This is a genomic window from Streptomyces sp. NPDC003393, assembly GCF_053589015.1.
Genome location: NZ_JBSFRB010000010.1, coordinates 101,841 through 122,390, shown reverse-complemented (window position 1 = coordinate 122,390; position 20,550 = coordinate 101,841). Strand labels below are relative to the sequence as shown.

18 protein-coding genes and 1 riboswitch are annotated in these 20,550 nt (G+C 71.9%); of the genes, 8 read left to right on the top strand and 10 right to left on the bottom strand.

From position 1 onward, the window contains the following. Nucleotides 1-31: 31 nt before the first annotated feature. Entirely contained in the window at nt 32-1,114 is a 1,083-nt protein-coding gene (locus tag ACWDUZ_RS13390; RefSeq protein ID WP_451632009.1) for a 2-oxoacid:ferredoxin oxidoreductase subunit beta, read from the top strand. A 68-nt stretch (nt 1,115-1,182) separates the two neighbouring features. Here the strand turns inward: ACWDUZ_RS13390 and ACWDUZ_RS13385 are convergent, their stop codons facing one another. Next, a complete protein-coding gene (locus tag ACWDUZ_RS13385) occupies nt 1,183-1,587 on the bottom strand; it encodes a winged helix-turn-helix transcriptional regulator (RefSeq protein ID WP_451631950.1) in 405 nt (134 codons plus the stop codon). 94 nt (nt 1,588-1,681) lie between these two features. Between ACWDUZ_RS13385 and ACWDUZ_RS13380 the strand changes: the two genes are divergently transcribed. The 3 genes from ACWDUZ_RS13380 (at nt 1,682) to ACWDUZ_RS13370 (ending at nt 4,239) form a co-directional block, all read left to right on the top strand. Beyond that, complete coding sequence (locus ACWDUZ_RS13380; protein ID WP_451631949.1) at nt 1,682-2,536, top strand: SDR family oxidoreductase; 855 nt, start codon at nt 1,682-1,684, stop codon at nt 2,534-2,536. Between the two features lie 132 nt (nt 2,537-2,668). Then, nucleotides 2,669-3,730 carry an EamA family transporter RarD gene (gene rarD / locus ACWDUZ_RS13375; protein ID WP_451631948.1) on the top strand — a complete coding sequence of 354 codons (1,062 nt, stop codon included), beginning with the start codon at nt 2,669-2,671 and terminating at the stop codon, nt 3,728-3,730. A 17-nt stretch (nt 3,731-3,747) separates the two neighbouring features. After that, the gene (locus ACWDUZ_RS13370; RefSeq protein WP_451631947.1) at nt 3,748-4,239 is read left to right on the top strand and encodes a VOC family protein; all 492 of its coding nucleotides are present in this window, start codon (nt 3,748-3,750) and stop codon (nt 4,237-4,239) included. 17 nt (nt 4,240-4,256) lie between these two features. On the opposite strand, the gene ACWDUZ_RS13365 is transcribed toward ACWDUZ_RS13370, so the two are convergent. Further along, nucleotides 4,257-5,696 (bottom strand): tetratricopeptide repeat protein, encoded by a 1,440-nt coding sequence (locus tag ACWDUZ_RS13365; RefSeq protein WP_451631946.1) that lies wholly within the window; start codon nt 5,694-5,696, stop codon nt 4,257-4,259. A 176-nt stretch (nt 5,697-5,872) separates the two neighbouring features. Between ACWDUZ_RS13365 and ACWDUZ_RS13360 the strand changes: the two genes are divergently transcribed. Continuing rightward, nucleotides 5,873-6,382 (top strand): DUF6668 family protein, encoded by a 510-nt coding sequence (locus ACWDUZ_RS13360; RefSeq protein ID WP_451631945.1) that lies wholly within the window; start codon nt 5,873-5,875, stop codon nt 6,380-6,382. A 12-nt stretch (nt 6,383-6,394) separates the two neighbouring features. Here the strand turns inward: ACWDUZ_RS13360 and ACWDUZ_RS13355 are convergent, their stop codons facing one another. From ACWDUZ_RS13355 to ACWDUZ_RS13340, 4 genes are all read right to left on the bottom strand, one after another. Further along, a complete protein-coding gene (locus ACWDUZ_RS13355) occupies nt 6,395-7,282 on the bottom strand; it encodes an ABC transporter permease (RefSeq protein WP_451631944.1) in 888 nt (295 codons plus the stop codon). Then, nucleotides 7,269-8,249, bottom strand: coding sequence for an ABC transporter ATP-binding protein (locus tag ACWDUZ_RS13350; protein WP_451631943.1), 981 nt, complete (start codon nt 8,247-8,249; stop codon nt 7,269-7,271). The genes ACWDUZ_RS13355 and ACWDUZ_RS13350 overlap by 14 nt, the downstream gene beginning before the upstream one ends. Before the next feature lie 43 nt (nt 8,250-8,292). Continuing rightward, nucleotides 8,293-9,504: a LolA family protein gene (locus tag ACWDUZ_RS13345; protein ID WP_451631942.1), complete on the bottom strand. Its 1,212-nt coding sequence runs from the start codon at nt 9,502-9,504 to the stop codon at nt 8,293-8,295. A gap of 282 nt (nt 9,505-9,786) precedes the next feature. After that, entirely contained in the window at nt 9,787-10,797 is a 1,011-nt protein-coding gene (locus tag ACWDUZ_RS13340) for a polyprenyl synthetase family protein (RefSeq protein ID WP_451631941.1), read from the bottom strand. A 592-nt stretch (nt 10,798-11,389) separates the two neighbouring features. Further along, nucleotides 11,390-11,566: riboswitch (cyclic di-AMP (ydaO/yuaA leader) on the top strand. 3 nt (nt 11,567-11,569) lie between these two features. On the opposite strand from ACWDUZ_RS13340, the gene ACWDUZ_RS13335 reads away from it, so the two are divergent. Further along, complete coding sequence (locus tag ACWDUZ_RS13335) at nt 11,570-12,058, top strand: transglycosylase SLT domain-containing protein (protein WP_451631940.1); 489 nt, start codon at nt 11,570-11,572, stop codon at nt 12,056-12,058. Here ACWDUZ_RS13335 and ACWDUZ_RS13330 read toward each other — a convergent pair. From ACWDUZ_RS13330 to ACWDUZ_RS13320, 3 genes are all read right to left on the bottom strand, one after another. Further along, on the bottom strand, nt 12,045-12,920 hold the full coding sequence (locus ACWDUZ_RS13330) for an HAD family hydrolase (RefSeq protein ID WP_451631939.1): 876 nt from the start codon (nt 12,918-12,920) through the stop codon (nt 12,045-12,047). The two genes, ACWDUZ_RS13335 and ACWDUZ_RS13330, sit on opposite strands and share 14 nt — an antisense overlap. Before the next feature lie 115 nt (nt 12,921-13,035). Beyond that, complete coding sequence (locus ACWDUZ_RS13325; protein WP_451631938.1) at nt 13,036-14,238, bottom strand: FAD-dependent oxidoreductase; 1,203 nt, start codon at nt 14,236-14,238, stop codon at nt 13,036-13,038. Between the two features lie 227 nt (nt 14,239-14,465). Then, a complete protein-coding gene (locus ACWDUZ_RS13320) occupies nt 14,466-15,704 on the bottom strand; it encodes a carboxylate--amine ligase (protein ID WP_451631937.1) in 1,239 nt (412 codons plus the stop codon). Between the two features lie 245 nt (nt 15,705-15,949). Here ACWDUZ_RS13320 and fahA point away from each other — a divergent pair, with 245 nt between their 5' ends. Both fahA and ACWDUZ_RS13310 read left to right on the top strand, forming a co-directional pair. After that, nucleotides 15,950-17,161: a fumarylacetoacetase gene (fahA, locus tag ACWDUZ_RS13315; RefSeq protein WP_451631936.1), complete on the top strand. Its 1,212-nt coding sequence runs from the start codon at nt 15,950-15,952 to the stop codon at nt 17,159-17,161. Between the two features lie 301 nt (nt 17,162-17,462). Beyond that, nucleotides 17,463-18,401, top strand: coding sequence for a M56 family metallopeptidase (locus ACWDUZ_RS13310; protein ID WP_451631935.1), 939 nt, complete (start codon nt 17,463-17,465; stop codon nt 18,399-18,401). Nucleotides 18,402-18,416: 15 nt separating this feature from the next. Here the strand turns inward: ACWDUZ_RS13310 and recQ are convergent, their stop codons facing one another. Then, entirely contained in the window at nt 18,417-20,462 is a 2,046-nt protein-coding gene (recQ, locus tag ACWDUZ_RS13305; RefSeq protein WP_451632008.1) for a DNA helicase RecQ, read from the bottom strand. Between the last annotated feature and the right edge of the window lie 88 nt (nt 20,463-20,550).

Genomic DNA, 20,550 nt, shown 5'->3' with positions numbered 1-20,550 from the left:
GAGCACCGGGGCCGGGACCGGCAGGGGGACGATGGAGGCGCTCTCCCTCGTACCGAAGGCCGAGGGCCGGCAGTCGATGAAGGACTTCAAGTCCGACCAGGAGGTGCGCTGGTGCCCCGGCTGCGGGGACTACGCCATCCTCGCCGCCGTCCAGGGCTTCATGCCGGAGCTGGGCCTGGCGAAGGAGAACATCGTCTTCGTCTCCGGTATCGGCTGCTCCTCCCGCTTCCCGTACTACATGAACACCTACGGGATGCACTCGATCCACGGCCGCGCCCCCGCCATCGCGACGGGGCTGGCCGCCTCGCGCCGCGACCTGAGCGTGTGGGTCGTCACCGGTGACGGCGATGCCCTGTCCATCGGCGGCAACCACCTGATCCACGCCCTGCGCCGCAACGTCAACCTCAAGATCCTGCTGTTCAACAACCGGATCTACGGCCTGACCAAGGGGCAGTACTCCCCGACCTCCGAGCTGGGCAAGATCACCAAGTCGACGCCGATGGGGTCGCTGGACGCGCCCTTCAACCCGGTGTCGCTGGCGATCGGCGCGGAGGCCTCCTTCGTGGCCCGCACGATCGACTCCGACCGCAAGCACCTGACCGAGGTGCTGCGCCAGGCGGCGGCCCACCCGGGCACCGCGCTGATCGAGATCTACCAGAACTGCAACATCTTCAACGACGGCGCCTTCGACGCCCTGAAAGACAGGCAGCAGGCCGAGGAGGCCCTGATCCGCCTGGAGCACGGGCAGCCGATCCGCTTCGGGGGTGGGGGCACCTCCGGCTCGAGCGCAGGCGAGAGTGGGGGAGGCTCCCGGGGCGTGGTGCGGGACGCGGCGACCGGGGATCTGAAGGTGGTCACGGTGACGCCGGAGAACGAGCGCGACATCCTGGTCCACGACGCGCACTCCGCGTCCCCGACGACGGCGTTCGCCCTGTCGCGGCTGGCCGATCCCGACACACTGCACCACACGCCGATCGGGGTGTTCCGGTCCGTGGACCGGCCGGTCTACGACACCCTGATGGCCGACCAGCTGGACACGGCGATCGAGCAGCGCGGCAAGGGCGACCTGGCCGCACTGCTGGCCGGCGGGGACACCTGGACGGTCGTCGGCTGAGGACACCCGGCCGGTCGCCGGCCGACTCCTCGGTCGTCCACCGTCCGACGTGTCCGCCCGTCTTTTCCTCAGGCCCGGGACCGCGCGTCCCGGGCCTCGTCGTATGCCCGGCGCGCCTGCTCCACCTCACCCATGCGGTCCTGGGTCCACCGGGCGAGGTCACGCACCTGCTCCGCCGCCTCGCGGCCCAGCCCGGTCAGGGAGTAGTCGACGCGCGGCGGGATGACGGGCCGGGCGTCCCGGTGGACGAGGCCGTCGCGCTCCAGGGTCTGGAGGGTCTGCGCGAGCATCTTCTCGCTGACGCCCCGCCCGCCGACGCCGGCGATCGCCCGCCGCAGTTCGCTGAAGCGGTACGGCCGGTCCAGGAGCTGGATCAGCACCAGCACTCCCCAGCGGCTGGTGACGTGCTCCAGGACCAGGCGGTGGGGGCACAGGGCTTCGGCGTCCGCGAGCCCCTTGTCACTAACTGCCATGCCAGTACCTTACTTCAAAGTGGGTACTTTCTCAGAGTTAGCGCTCCCCATAAGGTCGGTGTCGTACACACCCCATGCCTTACGGAGACCCCCCATGAGCATCGTCGTCACCGGAGCCACCGGACACCTCGGCCGCCTCGTCGTGGAGCAGCTGCTGGAGAAGGTTCCGGCCGAGCGGATCACCGCCGTCGCCCGCACCCCGGAAAAGGCCGCCGACCTGGCCGGGCGGGGCGTGCGGATCGCCGTCGCCGACTACAACGCGCCCGAGACCTTCGAGGGTCTGTTCGCGTCCGGCGACAAGGTGCTGCTCGTCTCCGGCAACGAGTTCGACAAGGGGCGGGTGCGGCAGCACCGGGTCGTCATCGACGCGGCCAAGGCGGCCGGTGTCGCGCTGCTCGCCTACACCAGCGCCCCCGGCACCCTGACGGCCGCCCTGGCCGACGACCACCGCGGCACCGAGGAGGCGCTGCTCGCCTCCGGACTGCCCTACACGCTGCTGCGCAACGGCTGGTACCACGAGAACTACACCGAGCAGCTCGCCCCCGTCCTGGAGCACGGCGCCGTCGTGCAGGCCGCCGGCGAGGGCCGGATCTCCTCCGCCTCGCGCGCCGACTACGCGGCCGCCGCCGTCGCGGTGCTCACTGGCGAGGGCCACGAGAACCGGACGTACGAGCTGGGCGGCGACCAGGCGTGGGGCTTCGCCGAGTTCGCCGCCGAAGTGGGCCGGCAGACCGGCAAGGAGATCGGCTACCGACCGGTATCGGTCGAGGAGTACCAGGGCATCCTGACGGGCGCCGGGCTCCCTGGGCCGCTCGCCACGATCATCGCAGGTGTGGACGCCTCCATCGAGAAGGGCGAACTGGTGGTCGACTCCGGGGACCTCTCCCGGCTGGCCGGCCGCCCGACCACGCCCCTTGCCGACGCGATCGCCGCCGCACTCGAGGACTGAGGCCCCGTACGCCTCCCCACCCCCGCCTGTCATGACCGTATGCCGATACGGGCATGACAGGCGGGGGTGCTCGGCGCTACCTTCTTGCTTGCTGCACTGGGACCCGGCCAGGCCGAACAAGAGGGAGGGCACGTGAGCGAGAAGTCGCACGGCGAGCGGCGCACAGGATTGCTGAACGGCTTCGCGGCCTACGGGCTGTGGGGGCTCGTCCCCCTCTTCTGGCCCCTGCTCAAGCCCGCCGGGGCGACGGAGATCCTCGCCCACCGGATGGTGTGGTCCCTCGCCTTCGTCCTGGTGGCACTGCTCCTCGTACGACGCTGGGCCTGGGCCGTGGAACTGCTCCGGCAGCCGCGCAGACTCGCTCTGATCGTGGTCGCCGCAGCGGTGATCACCGTCAACTGGGGCGTCTACATATGGGCCGTGAACAGCGGGCACGTCGTGGAGGCCTCCCTCGGCTACTTCATCAATCCGCTGGTCACCATCGCCATGGGCGTGCTGCTCCTCAAGGAGCGGCTGCGTCCCGTGCAGTGGGCGGCGGTCGGCACCGGCGCCGCCTCCGTGCTGGTGCTCACCATCGGCTACGGCCGCCCGCCGTGGATCTCCCTCTGCCTGGCCTTCTCCTTCGCCACCTACGGACTGGTGAAGAAGAAGGTCGACCTCGGCGGCATCGAGTCGCTGGCCGCCGAGACCGCGATCCAGTTCCTGCCCGCGCTCGGCTATCTGCTGTGGCTCGGCGCGCGGGGCGACTCGACCTTCTCGAGCGAGGGCACCGGGCACGCGGCCCTGCTCGCCTCCACCGGCGTCGTCACCGCCCTGCCTCTGGTCTGCTTCGGCGCCGCCGCGATCCGCGTGCCACTGTCCACCCTGGGCCTGCTGCAGTACCTCGCACCGGTCTTCCAGTTCCTGCTCGGCGTCGTCTACTTCCACGAGTCCATGCCCGCCGAACGCTGGGCCGGGTTCGCCCTGGTGTGGCTGGCGCTGTCCCTGCTGACCTGGGACGGGCTGCGCTCGGCCCGCCGGACCGCCCAGGCCCGCGCCCGACTGGCCGCCGCCACCGTGGTGACGGAGGCCCAGTCCCACTCGGCGGCACGGACGCAGGTCCCGTCGCAGGCCCAGGTCCCCGCACAGGCCCCGGGGCCGGGGACCGCCGCGGGAGAGACGCCGCGGCTGAACTCCGGCGCGGTGGAGGCCTGACGCCGTATAAGTACCGTATGACTCGGACCGAGACCGGGGCGTCCGCAGACCGCGCGCCCGCCCCCGTGCACTGGAAGCTCGTCATCGACTGTGCCGACCCGCACGCGCAGGCCGACTTCTGGGCCGGCGCGCTGCACTACGAGGTCGAGGACAACAGCGCGCTCATCGAACGGCTGCTGGAGCTCGGCGCGCTGCCGGGCGCGGCCACCGTCGAGTTCCACGGCCGCCCGGCCTTCCGGGACCTGGTCGCCGTCCGGCACCCCGACGACCCGTACGACCACGAGCGCGGCACCGGGCTGGGGCGGCGGCTGCTGTTCCAGCGGGTGCCGGAGCCGAAGTCCGGCAAGAACAGGCTCCACCTCGACCTCCACCCGGGTGAGGGCCGGCGCGAGGAGGAGGTGGAGCGGCTCAAGGCCCTCGGGGCGAGCGAGCTGCGCCATGTGAAGGAACCCGCCGGCGAGTGGGTGGTCATGGCGGACCCGGAGGGCAACGAGTTCTGCGTGGCCTAAGGGCTGTGGCCGGCGGGTCAGTTCGACGGCGGCGGTGTCTGCCTGCGGGCCCGTTCGGCGAGCCGGCCCATGCGGGCGCGGGCGGACTCCAGTTGGTCGAGGTCCTCGGCCGCCGGGCCCTCCTCGGCGGCCAGCGACGTCCACAGGTCGATCAGGTCCCGGCCGAGACCGAGGCCCTGCTCGGGGTCGCGGACGGCGCGCCAGGCGGTGGCCGCGCTCCGCACGTTGTCGTAGGCGCCCTCGGCGTCCCCGGCGCCGCGGTGGATGTGGGCCAGGTCGATCGAGAGACGGTGGGCGCGCAGCGGGTCACCGGACAAGTAGGCGATGTAGGCGCACAGTTCGCGCAGGCGCAGCACTTCGGGGTGGTGCGCGCCGAGGGTGCGGGACGCCTCCGCGACGGTGCGCTCCGCCACGGTCGCCGCTTCCTCGATGCGTCCCGCCCGCACGGCCTCGCCGACCCGCGCCATGGGTTCGGCGAGCAGGCCGGTGCCGCCGTCGCCGGTCTCGGTCCTGGCGGCCCTGGGGTCGTCCCCGAGCACGGCCTCGGCCACGGCGTCGAACCCACGCGCGGGGGTGGGCTTCGGATCGGGGTCGTCCCTGACCGGCGGCTCCGCGTCCCTCACCGGCGTTGCCGGGTCCGTCACCGGCGTCGCCGCGTCCATCACCGGCGGCGGGCCGAACACTCCCAACGGCGCCACCGCCGTACCCGGAGGGGCCGCGGGGGGTGTGACCTGCGGCGTGGCAGGCGCCGTGCCGGCGGGCGGCTCCGGTACGGCACGCCGCGCGAACGTCGGGGTGAGCGGCACCCGCCGCAGCACATGGGTCGCGTTGTCCTGCACCGGCTCGTTCCGCGCGAGCTCGTTCCGCGCGAGCTCGTCCCGCACGTGCTCGTTCCGCGCGTGTTCGTCCCGCGCGTGTTCGTCCCCCGTGGGTTCGTTGTGAGCGTGTTCGTTGTGAGGGTGCTCGTTCCGCACCGGCTCGTGCCGCGTCCGCTCTCCCCGCACGGGCTCTTCTCGCACGGGCTCTTCCCGCACCGGTTGTTCGCGCACCGGTTCTTCGCGTACCCGCTCTTGGCGTACCGGCTCTTCTGGTGCGGAGGTGCGCGCCGGCTCCGCCGCGAAGGTGCTGGAGCCGTCGCCGTGGACCTGGAGCGGGACGACGTAGCCGATGCGTTCGTCGGTGACCGTGGCGAGGACGGAGCGGCCGGTGGCGAGCGCGATGCCCTGGAGGTGGTCGAGCACGGCCTGCTGGATCTCCTCGCCGGGCGCCGACCGGACCCGCACCCCACCGACCCAGGCCCAGGAGCCGGCGTCGGAGGCTTCCACGGCCTGCCGGCTCTCAGAGGCGCCGGCCGGTGCCACGGGTACATGGACGGGAATCGGTGTCGTCGTCATGGGTGCCGCCGAGCGCGCGGCGCGCTTCTGTTCCCGCTTCTTCTCGCGGCTCAGTCGAGACATCGGCTCCCTCACTCGGATGCGTGCCATCCGGTCCTACGCGTACTGTCGAGTCTCTCTGCTCGCCTGCGTTCCCGTGTCACCGCGACGTCACAGACTCGCACCAGGAACTGCGCCGATGTGAGCGGGGTAACGCTCCGAACGCCACGACCGTCCGAATGACGAGAGAGGGAACGGCCATGCGAACTGGCGTGCAGCACGGACCGGAGATCTGGCTCCGCGGGCCGGTGGCCCGCGCCCACGACCTGCCGCCCGTCACACCCCGGCGGTTCTCCTGGGTGGCCACCCACGGCGGCGCGGGCACGACCACGCTCGCGGCCGTCTACGGCGGCCGGGACTGCGGGCAGAACTGGCCGGGTCCCGACGCTCCCCCCTCGGTGCTGCTCGTCGCCCGGACACACGCGGCCGGACTGGACGCCGTGACACGGACGATCGGCACGTTCCGCAGGGGCGAGGCCCCGGCCGGGCTCGATCTGGACGCCGTGGTGCTCGTCGCGGACGCGCCGGGCCGGCTGCCGCGGCAGCTCGCCGACCGGGTGGCGCCGATCGAGTCCGCCATCGACGTCTACCGCGTCCCGTGGGTGCCCGACTGGCGCCTGGGCGACCTGAGCGGACCTCCGCCGCGGGAGACCGAGCCGCTGGCCCGCCTCACCGGCGCGGCCGAACGGTTCCACCGATCTCGGGCCTGACCTCGAACCGGGCTACGCGGTGATGTCCTTCGCCCCGAACCGCGCCCAGGCCGCCGAGCCGAACACCGCCGCGTACAGCGCCTGCAGTTCCAGGTTCTTCACCAGGCCGTCCCAGTAGACCGGCTCGCGCATCAGGTCCGCGAAGGACATCCAGTAGTGCGAGAAGAGGTACGGCTGGATCGTGTGCAGCTGGGGTATCTGGTCGAGGATCTGCACCGTGATCAGCAGGCCCACGGTCGTCGCCATGGCCGCGATGCCGCTGTTGGTGAGGGTGGAGACGAACAGACCGAGGGCGGCGACTCCGATCAGTGACGCGGCGACGACGAGGGCTATCAGCAGCGCCCGGACCAGCCCCTCGGCGAAGCTGATCCGTGTGCCGGAGATGGTCGTCAGGTCGCCCAGCGGGAAGAGCAGCGCGCCCACGGCGAGCGCGAAGACGGCGACCACCAGGGTGGCGACCAGGCAGAAGGCCATGGCCGTGACGTACTTGGTGAGCAGCAGACGGGTGCGGCCCGCCGGGGCGACCAGCAGATAGCGCAGGGTGCCCGCGTTCGCCTCGCCGGCTATCGCGTCGCCCGCGACCACGCCCACGGCCATCGGGAGGAAGAACGGCAGTGTGGCCGCCAGCGCGGTGAACACCAGGAAGAGCCCGTTGTTGGTGATCTGGGAGATGAACGCGGGACCTCCACCGCCCCCGCCCGCCGCGGACGAACCGTCCCCGGTCTCGATCCGGACGGCCACTCCGACGAGGACCGGCACGGCAGCCAGCACACCGAGCAGCGCGAGGGTGCGCCAGCGCCGGAAGGTGGTCAGCAGCTCACTGCGCAGCAGCCCGAGGGTCCACAACCGCGTCGGGGAACCCACGGCCATCCGCGCCGGCGCCGTCTCAGCCCGCGACATCGAACCCCTCCCCCGTGAGTGCCACGAACGCGTCCTCCAGCGAGGCGCGTCGCACCCCGAAGCCCCGCACGCGCACGCCTGCCGTGACCAGAGCGGCGTTCACCTCGGCGAGATCACGCTCCGGCGGCTCGCCGGTCACCCGGTCGTCGGTGACGACGACATCGGCGACCGCCTGCTCCTTCAGCACCCGGGCCGCCTCCGCCGTGTCCGGTGTGGTCACCACGAGCCGGCCACGGGCCCCGGCGGCCAGCTCGGCGACCGGGCCCTGGGTGATCAGCCTCCCCCGGGCCATGACCGCGGCGTGCGTGCACACCTGCTCGATCTCGTCCAGCAGATGGGACGAGAGGAAGACGGTCGTGCCGTCGGAGGCCAGCTCGCGCACCAGGGAGCGGATCTCCCGCATGCCCTGCGGGTCGAGGCCGTTGGTCGGTTCGTCCAGGACGAGCAGTCTGCGCGGCCGGAGCAGCGCGGCGGCGAGTCCGAGGCGCTGCTTCATGCCCAGCGAGTACGCCCTGGCCTTCTTGCCCGCGGCGGTGGTCAGGCCCACCCGGTCCAGTGCGGCCGCGACCCGGGACCCGCGGGTGCGCGGTTCGGCTGTGGGGTCGGCGGCGTCGTAGCGCAGCAGGTTGTCCCGGCCGGTCAGGAAGCCGTACAGGGCTGGGCCCTCGATCAGCGCGCCGACGTGCGGCAGCACGGCGCGCGACGAACGGGGCATGGGGTGCCCCAGAACTCGCGCGGTGCCGGAGGTGGGCTCGATCAGCCCCATCAGCATGCGGATGGTGGTGGTCTTGCCCGAGCCGTTCGGCCCGAGGAAACCGAAGACGCTGCCCTCCGGGACGGTCAGGTCCAAGCCGTCGACGGCGAGCTGCCCGCCGCGATAGCGCTTGGTGAGCGCGCGGGTGTGGATGACGCCGTCCTCGGCGTCCCGCGCGGCCCGCTCCGGCCGCGTGGCGGACACCTCGTCCATCGGCTCCCCCGGCTCCCTCGGTCCGTCGTGCTCTCTCGCGTGCCTACTGCCCGGCGTTCGCCGCCTTGACCAGGGCGTCCTTGGTGACCGTGCCGACGTAGACCTTGCCGTCGTCGGTGATCAGGGCGTTGACCAGGCGGGTGGAGAAGACCGTGCCCTTGCCGAACTTCCCGCTGGCCTGGTCGCCGAGCGAACCGAGGAAGCCGCCCAGGTCTCCCTTGCCGGAGGACGACGGGATGCCGCCCTCGGCGCCGGAGTCGAGGACCGCGATGGAGTTCCAGCCCTTCCCGAGGACCTTCGCACCCTCCTCGGCGAGCCCCTTCTGCGGGGCGAGGCCGTGGTGCGGGTTCGGCCGGACGGGGCGCGCGCCCGTCTCGGCGTCCTTCTTCTCGGTGACCTTCGCGCCCTTGGGCGGGGTGAAGTCGAACGTGGAGGCGGCCGGCGCGGCGAAGCTGACCTGGGTGAAGCCGGCGTCCACCACGGCGGCGCCCCCGCTCGCCGGGGTGAGTGTGAACTTGAGCGGCATCCCGGTCCTGGAGTCCACCGCGATGCTGATCACACCGACCGTGGTGCCGGAGGCGTGCTTGGGCTTGATGACCAGCCGGTAGGCGTCCCGGCCCGCCACCTGGGCGGTGCCGTCCACCGTCACCGAGGTGGTGTCGTCGACCGACTTCAGGGCCTGGTCGGCGAAGTCCTTGGGCGTGGCCGGCACCTCGTCCCGGTGCTGGGTGCCGTCCTGGTCCGCGGTGCTGTGGTAGACCTCGTTGGACTTGCTGTCGTAGCCCCAGACGTCCGCGCCGTTGTGGATGAGGCTGTACTCGGCGGCGCTCTCGATCAGCGAGACCTTCTGCCGGTCCGGGCCGTCGGCCGCGACGCGCAGGGTGTGCGTGCCGGAGGCCAGCTCGGTCAGCTTGGTGCTCGGATCGGCCGACGATCCGTCACCGCCCTTGGCAGCACCGGAGAGCAGGCCGCTCTCCAGACCGCCGAGGTCCGGAAGACCGAGGTCGGTGGTGATCTTGGCGGTGCCGGACAGCTGCTGGACGTCCGACTTGGCGATTTTCTCGATGAGTTGCTGCGCGGTGATCTTCGGAAGGTCCGGGTCGCCGGAGTCGGCGAGTGCGGGGACGAGCCCGATCGTCGCCGCCGCCACCCCCACCACCGCGACCGGAACGACGTAGCGGGCGGCCTTGCGCCGCGCCGAGTGCGGGTCGTCGACCGCCGCGCCCCTGGCGTCGTCGGATTCGTACGGTGTCATGTGTGCCTTACCTCCGTCGTCGGCGGCGGCTGCCCGTCTGTACTGCTCCCACCCCCGAGCCGCCATTCTCACCCGAATCGGTGAGGAGTGGTGTGGTCCGTGGTTTCCATCTGACCAAATCGACAGCGCGGAAGCGTCAGACCGCGGAGCCAACTCCGCGTACGCCTGCGGTATGACACGAAGCGGCGGCGTCTCCACCCGTCCCGTAGGGGTCGGGTGGAGACGCCGCCCGTGTCCGTGAGGAGAAGCGACCCCGACAGGACGCTCCGGGAAGAACCGGCCTCAGCCGGCGCGGTGCACCACCGCGTCGCACAGCTCGAGCAGCGCGGCCTTCGCGTCGCACTCGCGCAGCGGCGCCAGCGCGGCGCGCGCCTCCTCCGCGTACCGCACGGTGTCCCGACGGGCCTGCTCCAGGGCCGGGTGCACCCGCAGCGCCGCGAGCGCCTCCGCGTGCCGTGCGTCGTCACTGAGGTCGGAGTCCAGCAGCTCGCACAGCGCGAGGTCCTCGGACAGGCCCAGCCGCTGTGCGCGCTCGCGCAGCCTCAGCACCGGCAGGGTCGGAATGCCCTCCCGCAGGTCCGTCCCCGGGGTCTTGCCCGACTCGTGCGAGTCGGAGGCGATGTCCAGCACGTCGTCGGCCAGCTGGAACGCGACACCCAGCCGCTCGCCGTACTGCGTCAGCACGTCCACGACGGTCTCGTCGGCGCCGGACATCATCGCGCCGAACCGGCACGAGACGGCCACCAGCGACCCCGTCTTGCCGCCCAGCACGTCCAGGTAGTGGTCGACCGGATCCCGTCCGTCCTGCGGCCCCGCCGTCTCCAGGATCTGCCCGGTGACCAGCCGCTCGAACGCCAGTGCCTGCACGCGGACCGCCTCGGGCCCGAGGTCGGCGAGGATCTGGGAGGCCCGGGCGAACAGGAAGTCACCGGTGAGGACGGCGACGGAGTTGCCCCAGCGGGTGTTCGCGCTGGCCACCCCGCGCCGCACGGCGGCCTCGTCCATCACGTCGTCGTGGTAGAGCGTGGCCAGGTGGGTCAGTTCCACCACCACGGCCGCGGGCACGACCCCCGGCGCGTACGGGTCACCGAACTGCGCCGCCAGCATCACGAGCAGCGGTCGGAAACGCTTCCCGCCCGCCTTGACCAGGTGCTGCGCGGCCTCCGTGATGAAGGGGACCTCGCTCTTGGTGGCCTCGATCAGCCCTTCCTCGACAGCCGCCAATCCGGCCTGGACATCGGCTTCGAGAGCCTGGTCCCGCACGCTCAGCCCGAACGGCCCGACGACGGTCACGAGGGGTCTCCTGTCTGCTGGTGTCTGCTGGCGCTTACACGGTTTGTCGATAGGTCGCTGCCATCACTCAAGTCAGCGTATCCGGTCACGTTTCGATCACCGATGGCGCCCACCGCTACAGGCCAGGCACTATCGGATCACGCCCGATATGACCGCTTATCACCACACATGAGCATATATTTAGCGACTCATCTCTCCCTACCCCGGGCCGCCTTCACTCGCACACATGCGCACAGGTGTACACGTACGCACAGGCCATGACGTCACGCGAAGTGACGACCATCATGCCCGAACACTCCATGGCCCGATTTAACCCTATTGTCATCTCAATCCCGTTTGGCCGTAATTGCTCCTCTCTCCATAATTCCGTGAGTTGGGTCACGCCGGGCCCTCGACCCTCCGTGCGGCCCGTCTTCTCGCCTTCCCTTCCCCCGCATGCCAGTTGACCCTTGGCGATAGCAAAGGATCAAGCACCCCATATGCCACAGATCAAGGTCAACTAGGACGATCCGCAAACCGAGCACTTGTTCCGGACATGTGCTGTCGCATACGTTCCCGGTCCATCGAGCGGACGCCGAATCCTGCCGCCGCCCGATGCCCATCGACTGAACCACTCATGGCAGGAGCGGGGGACCCAGGTAAGTCGCCGGGCCGGAGCGTTGTACGTCGCGCCGGAACGGCTCGGGGTGAAGCCACGTCCCACGGGACGCGGCCGGGCACCTCCCCGCCCGAACCCGACAGCTCACCTCGCAGGCGTAGGAGAGGAATCCGCATGTCCGCTCAGGTCCAGCGCCGCACCCGCACCACCCGTCTCGTTCGCACCCTCGTCGCCGGCGGCGCGGGTGCGGCCGTCCTCGCTCTGCCGCTCATCGGCGCGACCAGCGCCTCCGCCGCCACTCCGGCCAAGAGCACCACCGCGGCCGTGAGCACGGTGGCCCATTCGAACAACCTCGACGGCTGGATCCGCGAGTCCCTCGCAATCATGCACAAAAAGGGCATTCCGGGCAGCTACCACGGCATCTACCGCAATGTGATGCGCGAGTCGTCCGGCAACCCGCGGGCCATCAACCTGTGGGACTCCAACGCCGCCAAGGGCATTCCCTCCAAGGGCCTGCTGCAGGTCATCCAGCCGACCTTCAACGCGTACCACGTGGACGGCACCTCGTTCGACATCTACGACCCGGTCGCGAACATCACGGCCGCCTGCAACTACGCGGCCGACCGGTACGGCTCGATCGACAACGTCTTCAGCGCGTACTGATCGGTCGCCCCACCCGTTCGCCAGGGCCTGTCCGATCGGAATCGTCGGACAGGCCCTGGGGGAACAACCGCTCGAGGACGACGGCGATGCCGTCGTCCTCGTTCGACGAGGTGACCTCGTCGGCCACCGCCTTCAGCTCGGGATGGGCGTTGGCCATGGCCACGCCCCGGGCGGCCCACTGGAACATGGGGATGTCGTTCGGCATGTCACCGAAGGCCAGGGCGCTGTGCCGGCCGAGCCCCAGACGCTCGGCGGCCAGCGCCAGTCCGGTCGCCTTGGTGATGCCGCAGGGCTGGAGTTCGACGGTCCCGGGCCCCGACATGGTGACCGTGGCGAGCGAGCCGACCGCGCCACGGGCCACCTCGGCCAACTCGTCGTCGGACAGCACTGGATGGCGCAGCAGCACCTTGCTGATCGGCGCCTGCCACAGCTCCTCGCGCCGCTCGACCCGCCACGCCGGCAGGGTCGGATGCGGCATCCGGTATCCCGGCTCGATGAGCGTGAGCCCGTCCGCCCCGTCCTGGTCGACGGCGGCGTACACCTCTCCCACCTCGGCCTCGATCTTGCCGAGCGCGGTCTCCGCCGTCTCCGTGTCCAGCGTGACCGACCACAGCAGACGGTCGGTCCCGGCGTCGTAGAGCTGCGCCCCCTGCCCGCACACCGCGAGGCCCGTGGAGCCCAGCGCCTTCAGCAGCGCCCGGACCCTCGGCGCCGGCCGGCCGGTCACGACGAGGTGCCGGGCACCGGCCGCCTCGGCCCGCGCGAGCGCGGCCACGGTCCGTTCGGACACGGAGTCGTCGCCGCGCAGCAGCGTTCCGTCCAGGTCGGTGGCGATGAGGGCAGGTGCAAGGGGAGCGGGCATGATCAGAGAATACGGATCCGCCGCACCCCCGGCCCCACCGGAACCGGACGACCCCGTTCGGCCCTCGCTGCACCGGGTCACCCCCCTCCAACTCGCCTCCGCCGTCCGCGAATGCTCAGCCGTGGGCCGTCGCCAGATGACGGGCCAGCCGTGGCGAGGCGAACTCCGTGCCGCACACGAAGCGCATCACCGGGCCGTACGACGCCGCCGCCGGCAGGCCCGTGAAGTACAGGCCCGGGACCGAGGAGACGTAGCCCGCCCCGAGCTTCGGGGCACCCCGGCTCACCGCGACTTCCGTGCGCAGCTCGTGGCCGAGGAAGCCCAGCGCGGCCAGGTCGACGCGGTAACCGGTCGCCGCCACGATGTGGTCGGCGGTCAGTTCCCGGGTGCTGCTGCCCAGGGTGCGCACGGTCAGCGCCGCGTGGTCGTCGCGGGCCTCGGCGCGGAGGATCCGGGCCACCTCGACGACCGGCACCGTTCCCTCGAAGCGGTCGCGCAGCCACCAGGCGCCGAGCGGGCCGAGCACCCGCCGGGCCAGATGGTGGCGGAGCCGGGCGGGGAGGCGGCGGTAGGGGTGGGGGTAGTGGCTGAGCGCCCACAGCGACCAGGCGCGGCCGAAGGGGGACTCGGGGCGCAGCCTGGGCTGGTCCCAGGGCGGGGCGCCGAAGGCGACCTTGCCACGGCCGCGCGCCACCACCCGCACCCGTGCGCCGGCCTCCGACGCGAGCGCGGCAGTCTCCAACGCCGACTGGCCGGCACCGACGACGATCAGCTCCTTGCCGGCGAACCGGGTCAGGTCGTGATGCTGGCAGCTGTGGGAGACCGCCGCGGTGGGCGTGGGGCCGTCCGGTGCCGCGGCGGCCAGTTCCGCCGGCAGATGGGCGAGGCCCGACAGGCCGGTCGCCACCACGACCGCACGGGCGGTGAACTGCTCCCCGGAGTCCAGCTTCAGCTCGAAGCCGTCACCCGGCCGCCGGTCGACCGACACGACCCGGGTCCGCTCCAGTTCGGGCACCAGCCTGCGCTGGAACCACTCGCCGTAGGCGACGAAGGTCTCCACCGGGACGATGTCCTCGTCCGTGACCAGCCGTTCGATGCCGGCCGCGTCGCAGTAGTCGGCCAGGGTGTGGCCGTGTTGCGGGCAGTCGATGCCGGAGGCGGCCGGGGTCGACTTGAGGAGCATTCCGGCGGGCATGTGGTCCCGCCAGGCGACCATGGGCTCGCCGAAGACGCGGACCGGGATGCCGCGTGCGCGCAGATGGGCGGCGGTGGACAGGCCGTACGGCCCGGCACCGATGACTGCTGCCGGATGGTTCACGAAGTCCCTCCCCAGGACGTGCTGATGCGTCACTTCACGGGCCGTCGCGGTGGCCGTGGCCGACCGCGGGGACGACCGCCGAGACGGCCGCCGGACACGGCCGGCGGTGCCACCGGTTCGACGGGTGGATGCGGGGTTGCGGGGGCTGCGGGAGTGTGAGGGCGCACGTGCGTGCCGGTCGCGGCGGACGGGGCACGGGAGTGCGGGCGGTTGCCCGTGACCGGTGTCTAACCGGCCGCGCCGCCGCGGCGGTTGGTACGCCACAGCTGGTACAGGTGCTTCGCGCCGGGCCGTACGAAGCGGGCGAGCATCGTGAAGAACGGCAGCGGGTCGTCACCCGCCAGCCAGGCCAGCTCGGTCCCGCTCGCCTTCGCCGGAGCGTGCGGTGTGGTGTATCCGCTGCGCCGGTAGGCGATCAGGGCGGGCAGGTCGATGTTCTCCACGAGGTAGCGGCGGCCGGCCCGCTGTTCGCCCTCGGGAACGGGTCGCCCGGTCAGGTCCAGGTGCATGGCGCGTACGACGTCCACCCCCGGCTCGTTCTCGAAGAGCCGGAACTGGGCGCCCACGCGCGGGTTGAAGTCGAGCAGCTTGTACTGTCCGTCGCGCCGGTCGAAGCGCAGGTCGAGGTCGATGATTCCGGTGAAGCCGATCTGTTTGACGAAACGCGCGGCGAGGTCGGCGAGTTCCGGGTTGTCGACCACGTAGGCGTTGGCCGTCATCCCCGCGTGCGGCGGCCAGGAGCGGACCTTCACGCCGGTGAACATCGCGAGCGGCGTGGAGTCCTGGTCGAAGTAGGCGTGCACGATCCAGTCCTCGGCCTCCTCCCGGGGCAGGTACTCCTGGAGAACCACCCCCGGCCGCCCGCCCCAGTCGCGGGCGAGCGCGAGCAGTCCCTCCCGGGTGGCGATCCGCGTGGTGCCGTTCACGGCCGGCCGGCTGCGGCGCACGAACGCCTCGCGGTTCTTGGCCACCACCGGGAAGCGGGCCGTCTCGGCGAACGCGGCGATGTCGTCGTACGACTGCGGGAAGGCGGCCGCGGGGCTCGGGATGCCGTGCTCGACGCACAGTTCGTGCAGGCCCTGCTTGCTGGCCAGGCGGCGCGGCAGCCCCGGGGCGACGCGCGGGAAGAGGAAGTGGCCCTTGAGCTCGTCCTGGTGCTCCGCGATCAGGACGGCCGCCTCCTCGTCGGTGGGGACCAGGACGGCGGGCCGCCCGATCCGGCTCCCGATCCGCAGCAGGCCCTCCACCAGGTGGTCCGCCCCCTCGGTGCCCCTTGTCGGCCACACGAACGCCCGTGTGAGATAACGGGAGGAAGCCGCCGGCGTGTACGCGTCCTCGGTGATCGCGTACATGGGCACGCCCAGCCGGCCCAGACTGCGGATCGCCCCCACCCCGCCGTGGTGCAGCGGATAGTCGCCGAACTTCACGATCAGGCCCGGCACATCACGCTCGGCGCCGAAAGGCACGCTGACGGCATTCCTGGCCACGGGTCCCCCCACGTGTCCCCCCTACGGAGCGGACCCACCCCGTCCGCGTCCCCCAAAGGACGCTAAGCCGGAATTACCCGCTCCGACAAGACCAATCCGGACATTGCAAACTCTTTAGGCACTGCCCAAGACAGCCAACCCCCCCGTAACGTGTGGCGCGACCACATGAACGTGTGGCCCGAACCACCTGGAACGCACGGCACACGAAAGAGAGGCAGTACCCGATGCCCCCCTTCGAGGTCCCCGAGGGCGACCCCTTCGGTCCGCACAACCTTCCCTACGGCGTCTTCTCCCGTGCCGGATCGCAGGAGCGAACCGTCGGCGTCCGGCTCGGCGACCACGTCCTCGACGCGGGCGCGGCGGCCATGGCGCTCGGCTCGCCGTACGCCGCCCTGCTCGCGCGGCCCACTCTGAACCCGCTGCTCGCGGCCGGCCGCACCGCCTGGTCGGACGTGCGGCGCGCGCTGACGGCGTGGGTGACGGTGCCGTCGCACCGGGAGACGATCGCGGCGTTCCTGCATCCGCTGTCCTCGGTGACCCTGCATCTGCCCTTCGAGGTCGCCGACTACGTCGACTTCTACTCCTCCGAGAACCACGCGCGGAACGTGGGGCGGATCTTCCGCCCGGACGCGGAGGACTCGCTGACCCCCAACTGGAAGCACCTGCCGATCGGCTACCACGGCCGCTCGGGCACGGTGGTCGTCTCGGGCGCGGACGTCGTACGCCCCTCCGGTCAGCGGAAGGCCCCCGGCGACCCGGCCCCGGTCTTCGGGCCCTCCGTCCGGTTGGACATCGAGGCGGAGGTCGGTTTCGTGGTCGGCGTGCCGTCGCGGCTGGGCCGGCCGGTGGCGCTGGAGGACTTCCGGGAGCACGTCTTCGGGCTGTGCCTGCTCAACGACTGGTCCGCGCGCGACATCCAGGCCTGGGAGTACGTGCCGCTCGGCCCGTTCCTCGGCAAGTCGTTCGCCACCTCGGTGTCGGCGTGGATCACGCCGCTGGACGCGCTGGAGGAGGCGCGGGTGACCCCGCCGGAGCGCACCCACCCGCTGCTGCCCTACCTCGACGACTCCGGGGACGAGCCCGGCGGCTACGACCTGCGGATCTCCGTCGCCATCAACGGCCACGTGGTGTCCGAGCCGCCCTTCTCCACCATGTACTGGACGGCCGCCCAGCAACTCGCCCACATGACGGTCAACGGTGCCTCTCTGCGCACCGGCGACCTGTACGGCTCGGGCACCGTGAGCGGAACCGAGCCCACGCAGCGCGGCTCGCTGCTGGAGCTGACCTGGAACGGCCGTGAGCCGCTGGAACTCCCCGACGGCAAACGGACGTTCCTGGAGGACGGGGACGTGGTGACCCTGTCCGCCTGGGCCCCTGGCGCGGGCGGAGTGCGGGTGGGGCTGGGAGAGGTCACGGGCCGGATCGTGACGGGCTGACCGGCTCGGCGGGGAACCGCGCGCTGTGGTGTGTGCGGTGAGGTGCACACAGCCGTGCACGGGCGGAAGGCGGCGTCCGGTGGTGCGCGCACCGTGACGCGGTGGATGCGGCGAGGATTGGTTGTCGTGCGGGCCTGACCGGCGCCGCCCCTCGCCGTCATACTGACGGCAGGCCGTGCGCGGGCCCCGCGCCGGCCGCCGCACAGCCTCGCCGTGCCACCCCGCACCACCAGCACTCGGCACCACCCCACCGCACGACCCGACACCCGCCCACCTCCGATCAGGATCCGGAGTCCGTGGCATGACCGTCTGCCTGCTCCTGCTGGGCGCCGTCGCACTGACGGCCGCCGTGCCGGTACCCCGCGCACTGACCCGGGCGGCATGGCCCGAACGGGAACCGGTCGTCGCACTGTGGGTGTGGCAGTGCCTGGTCGCCACCGTCCTCCTGTGCTGCCTGGCCGGGCTGGTCCTGGGCACCGCGGCCGCCTTCCACACCGTCCGCGACCGGGTGTTCGCGCCCGCTCCGCCGTCGGTGACCGCCGCCTACGGCCTTTCGGCCACGCCGGTCTGGGCCACCGCCCTGACCCTGCTGCTGGCGTGCGGGGCCGCCTGGACCACCGCGATGCTCGGCCGCGAACTCGCGGAGGCCCGCCGCCGTCGTGGCCTGGCCCGCGCACACCTGCGGGAGCGCGCACCCGACCTGCCGGCCGGGCTGCCCACCGCCCGGGGTCCCATGCTGGTGCTGGAGGACGACTATCCCGACGCCTGGTGGATGCCCGGCCATCCGCCGCAGCTCATCGTCACCACCGGCGCCCTGCAACGCCTCACCGGCCATCAGCTCGACGCGGTCCTCGCCCACGAACGCGGACACGCCCGCGCCCACCACGACTGGCTGCTGCACCTGTCGACCGCACTGGCGACGGGCTTCCCGCGCGTCCCCCTGTTCACCCACTTCTGCGACCAGACCCACCGCCTGGTCGAACTGGCCGCCGACGACACCGCCTCCCGCCGCCACGGCCACCTCACCACCGCCCTGGCCCTGATCGAGCTCAACCAGCACCGCGGGGTCCTCTCCTGCGCCAACAGCCACCGTCTGCTCGGTGAACGGGTGGATCGCCTCCTGGAGCCCCCGCCCCGGCTGGACCGCAGGCGCAGGGCTCTGACGACGACGGTGGCGGCCCTGGTGCCCCTGCTGCCGCTCCTGATCACCTTCGCCCCCGGACTGACGGCGCTGCGCTGAGCCGTCCGGGTCGGGCTACCTCCAGTCCTCGGGCTCGGACTCGGGCTCGAGTTCAGGTTCGGGCTCGGGTTCGGGCTCGGTGTCCCGGCCCGCATCGGCGTCCGGACCCCGCCCCTCCTGCGCCGCCGCGTGCTGCCCGGCCGTGCCGTCCGGCCCCGGGGCGGCCGGTCCGCCCAGCGACTCGAGCACCGCGAGGACCCCCTCCCCGTACGTCGCCAGCTTCTTCTCGCCGACCCCGCCGACCGTGCCCAGCTGGGCCACGGACGTGGGCCAGAGCGTGACGATCTCGCGGAGCGTGGCGTCGTGGAAGATGACGTACGCCGGGACGCCCTGCTCCCGGGCCTGCTCGGCACGCCAGGCGCGCAGGGCCTCGAAGGCGGGCAGCAGTTCCTCGGAGAGTTCGGCCACGGCGGCCTTGCTCCTGCCCCGTCCCGAGGACGCCGACGACCCCGCGGACGAGGCGCCCGACCGCGAGACGGCCGGCCGCTTCGGCTCCTTGCGCAGCGGCACCTCCCGCTCGCGCCGCAGCACCGCTGAGCTCGTGTCGGTCAGCACCAGCGTGCCGTACTCCCCCTCGACCGCGAGCAGCCCCTGCGCCAGCAACTGGCGTACGACGCCTCGCCATTCGCCCTCGGTCAGATCCTCGCCGATGCCGAACACGGACAGCTGATCGTGGTCGAACTGGATCACCCGGCCGGTGCGCTTGCCGAGCAGGATGTCGATGATCTGCCCCGCGCCGAACTTCTGCCCCCGCTCCCGCTGCAGTCGCACCACCGTCGACAGCACCTTCTGGGCGGCGATCGTGCCGTCCCAGGTCTCGGGCGGGGTCAGACAGGTGTCGCAGTTGCCGCAGCCGGCCGGGTCGGGCTCCTGGCCGAAGTAGGCGAGGAGCTGGCCGCGGCGGCACCGCGCCGTCTCGCACAGGGCGAGCATCGAGTCCAGACGCGCGGCGGCCCGGCGGCGGAACGCCTCGTCGCCCTCCGAGGACTGGATCAGCTTGCGCTGCTGGATGACGTCGTTCAGGCCGTAGGCCATCCAGGCCGTCGACGGCAGGCCGTCCCGCCCCGCGCGGCCCGTCTCCTGGTAGTAGCCCTCGACCGACTTGGGCAGGTCCAGGTGGGCGACGAACCGTACGTCCGGCTTGTCGATGCCCATGCCGAAGGCGATCGTGGCGACCACGACCAGGCCGTCCTCGCGCAGGAAGCGGGACTGGTGGGCCGCGCGCGTGCCCGCGTCCAGGCCCGCGTGGTAGGGCACCGCCTCGATCCCGTGCTGCGTGAGGAACTCCGCCGTCCTCTCCACCGAGTTGCGCGACAGGCAGTACACGATGCCCGCGTCGCCCGCGTGCTCCGCGCGCAGGAAGGCCAGCAACTGCTTCCTGGGGTCGGACTTGGACACGATGCGGTACTGGATGTTGGGCCGGTCGAAGCTCGCCACGAAGTGCCGGGCCCGCGGCATGTCCAGCCGCTGGGTGATCTCCTGGTGGGTGGCGTGTGTCGCGGTCGCCGTGAGCGCGATCCGCGGCACGTCCGGCCAGCGCTCGCCCAGCACCGAGAGCGTCAGGTAGTCCGGGCGGAAGTCGTGGCCCCACTGCGAGACGCAGTGGGCCTCGTCGACGGCGAAGACGGAGATCTTGCCGCGGGAGAGCAGGTCCATCGTGCTGTCCAGACGCAGGCGCTCCGGTGCCAGGTAGAGCAGGTCCAGTTCGCCCGCCAGGAACTCCGCCTCCACCACGCGCCGCTCGTCGAAGTCCTGGGTGGAGTTGATGAAGCCGGCGCGCACGCCCAGCGCCCGCAGGGCGTCCACCTGGTCCTGCATCAGCGCGATCAGCGGCGAGACCACGATGCCCGTACCCGGTCTGACCAGGGCCGGGATCTGGTAGCACAGCGACTTGCCACCGCCGGTGGGCATCAGGACGACGGCGTCGCCGCCCGCCACCACATGCTCGATGACCGCTTCCTGCTCGCCCCGGAAGGCCTCGTATCCGAAGACACGGTTCAGCGTGGCCAGCGTCTCGCTGTCCGTCACTGGCATCTCGGTGACACCGCCCGTCCCGTCCATCGTCTCGTCCCCCGTACGTCGTCCCTCGACCACTCCCTCCACGATAGGGGGCGGCGCGGACAACGCCGGAGTTGTCCACAGGCCGCTG

Coding starts and splice junctions, on each gene's coding strand:
- ACWDUZ_RS13355 (WP_451631944.1), bottom strand. CDS start 7,282: ATGTCGCGGGCTGAGACGGCGCCGGCGCGGATGGCCGTGGGTTCCCCG.
- ACWDUZ_RS13365 (WP_451631946.1), bottom strand. CDS start 5,696: ATGTCTCGACTGAGCCGCGAGAAGAAGCGGGAACAGAAGCGCGCCGCG.
- ACWDUZ_RS13350 (WP_451631943.1), bottom strand. CDS start 8,249: ATGGACGAGGTGTCCGCCACGCGGCCGGAGCGGGCCGCGCGGGACGCC.
- ACWDUZ_RS13310 (WP_451631935.1), top strand. CDS start 17,463: ATGACCGTCTGCCTGCTCCTGCTGGGCGCCGTCGCACTGACGGCCGCC.
- ACWDUZ_RS13330 (WP_451631939.1), bottom strand. CDS start 12,920: ATGCCCGCTCCCCTTGCACCTGCCCTCATCGCCACCGACCTGGACGGA.
- recQ (WP_451632008.1), bottom strand. CDS start 20,462: ATGGACGGGACGGGCGGTGTCACCGAGATGCCAGTGACGGACAGCGAG.
- ACWDUZ_RS13345 (WP_451631942.1), bottom strand. CDS start 9,504: ATGACACCGTACGAATCCGACGACGCCAGGGGCGCGGCGGTCGACGAC.
- fahA (WP_451631936.1), top strand. CDS start 15,950: ATGCCCCCCTTCGAGGTCCCCGAGGGCGACCCCTTCGGTCCGCACAAC.
- ACWDUZ_RS13390 (WP_451632009.1), top strand. CDS start 32: ATGGAGGCGCTCTCCCTCGTACCGAAGGCCGAGGGCCGGCAGTCGATG.
- ACWDUZ_RS13370 (WP_451631947.1), top strand. CDS start 3,748: ATGACTCGGACCGAGACCGGGGCGTCCGCAGACCGCGCGCCCGCCCCC.
- ACWDUZ_RS13335 (WP_451631940.1), top strand. CDS start 11,570: ATGTCCGCTCAGGTCCAGCGCCGCACCCGCACCACCCGTCTCGTTCGC.
- ACWDUZ_RS13385 (WP_451631950.1), bottom strand. CDS start 1,587: ATGGCAGTTAGTGACAAGGGGCTCGCGGACGCCGAAGCCCTGTGCCCC.
- ACWDUZ_RS13360 (WP_451631945.1), top strand. CDS start 5,873: ATGCGAACTGGCGTGCAGCACGGACCGGAGATCTGGCTCCGCGGGCCG.
- ACWDUZ_RS13380 (WP_451631949.1), top strand. CDS start 1,682: ATGAGCATCGTCGTCACCGGAGCCACCGGACACCTCGGCCGCCTCGTC.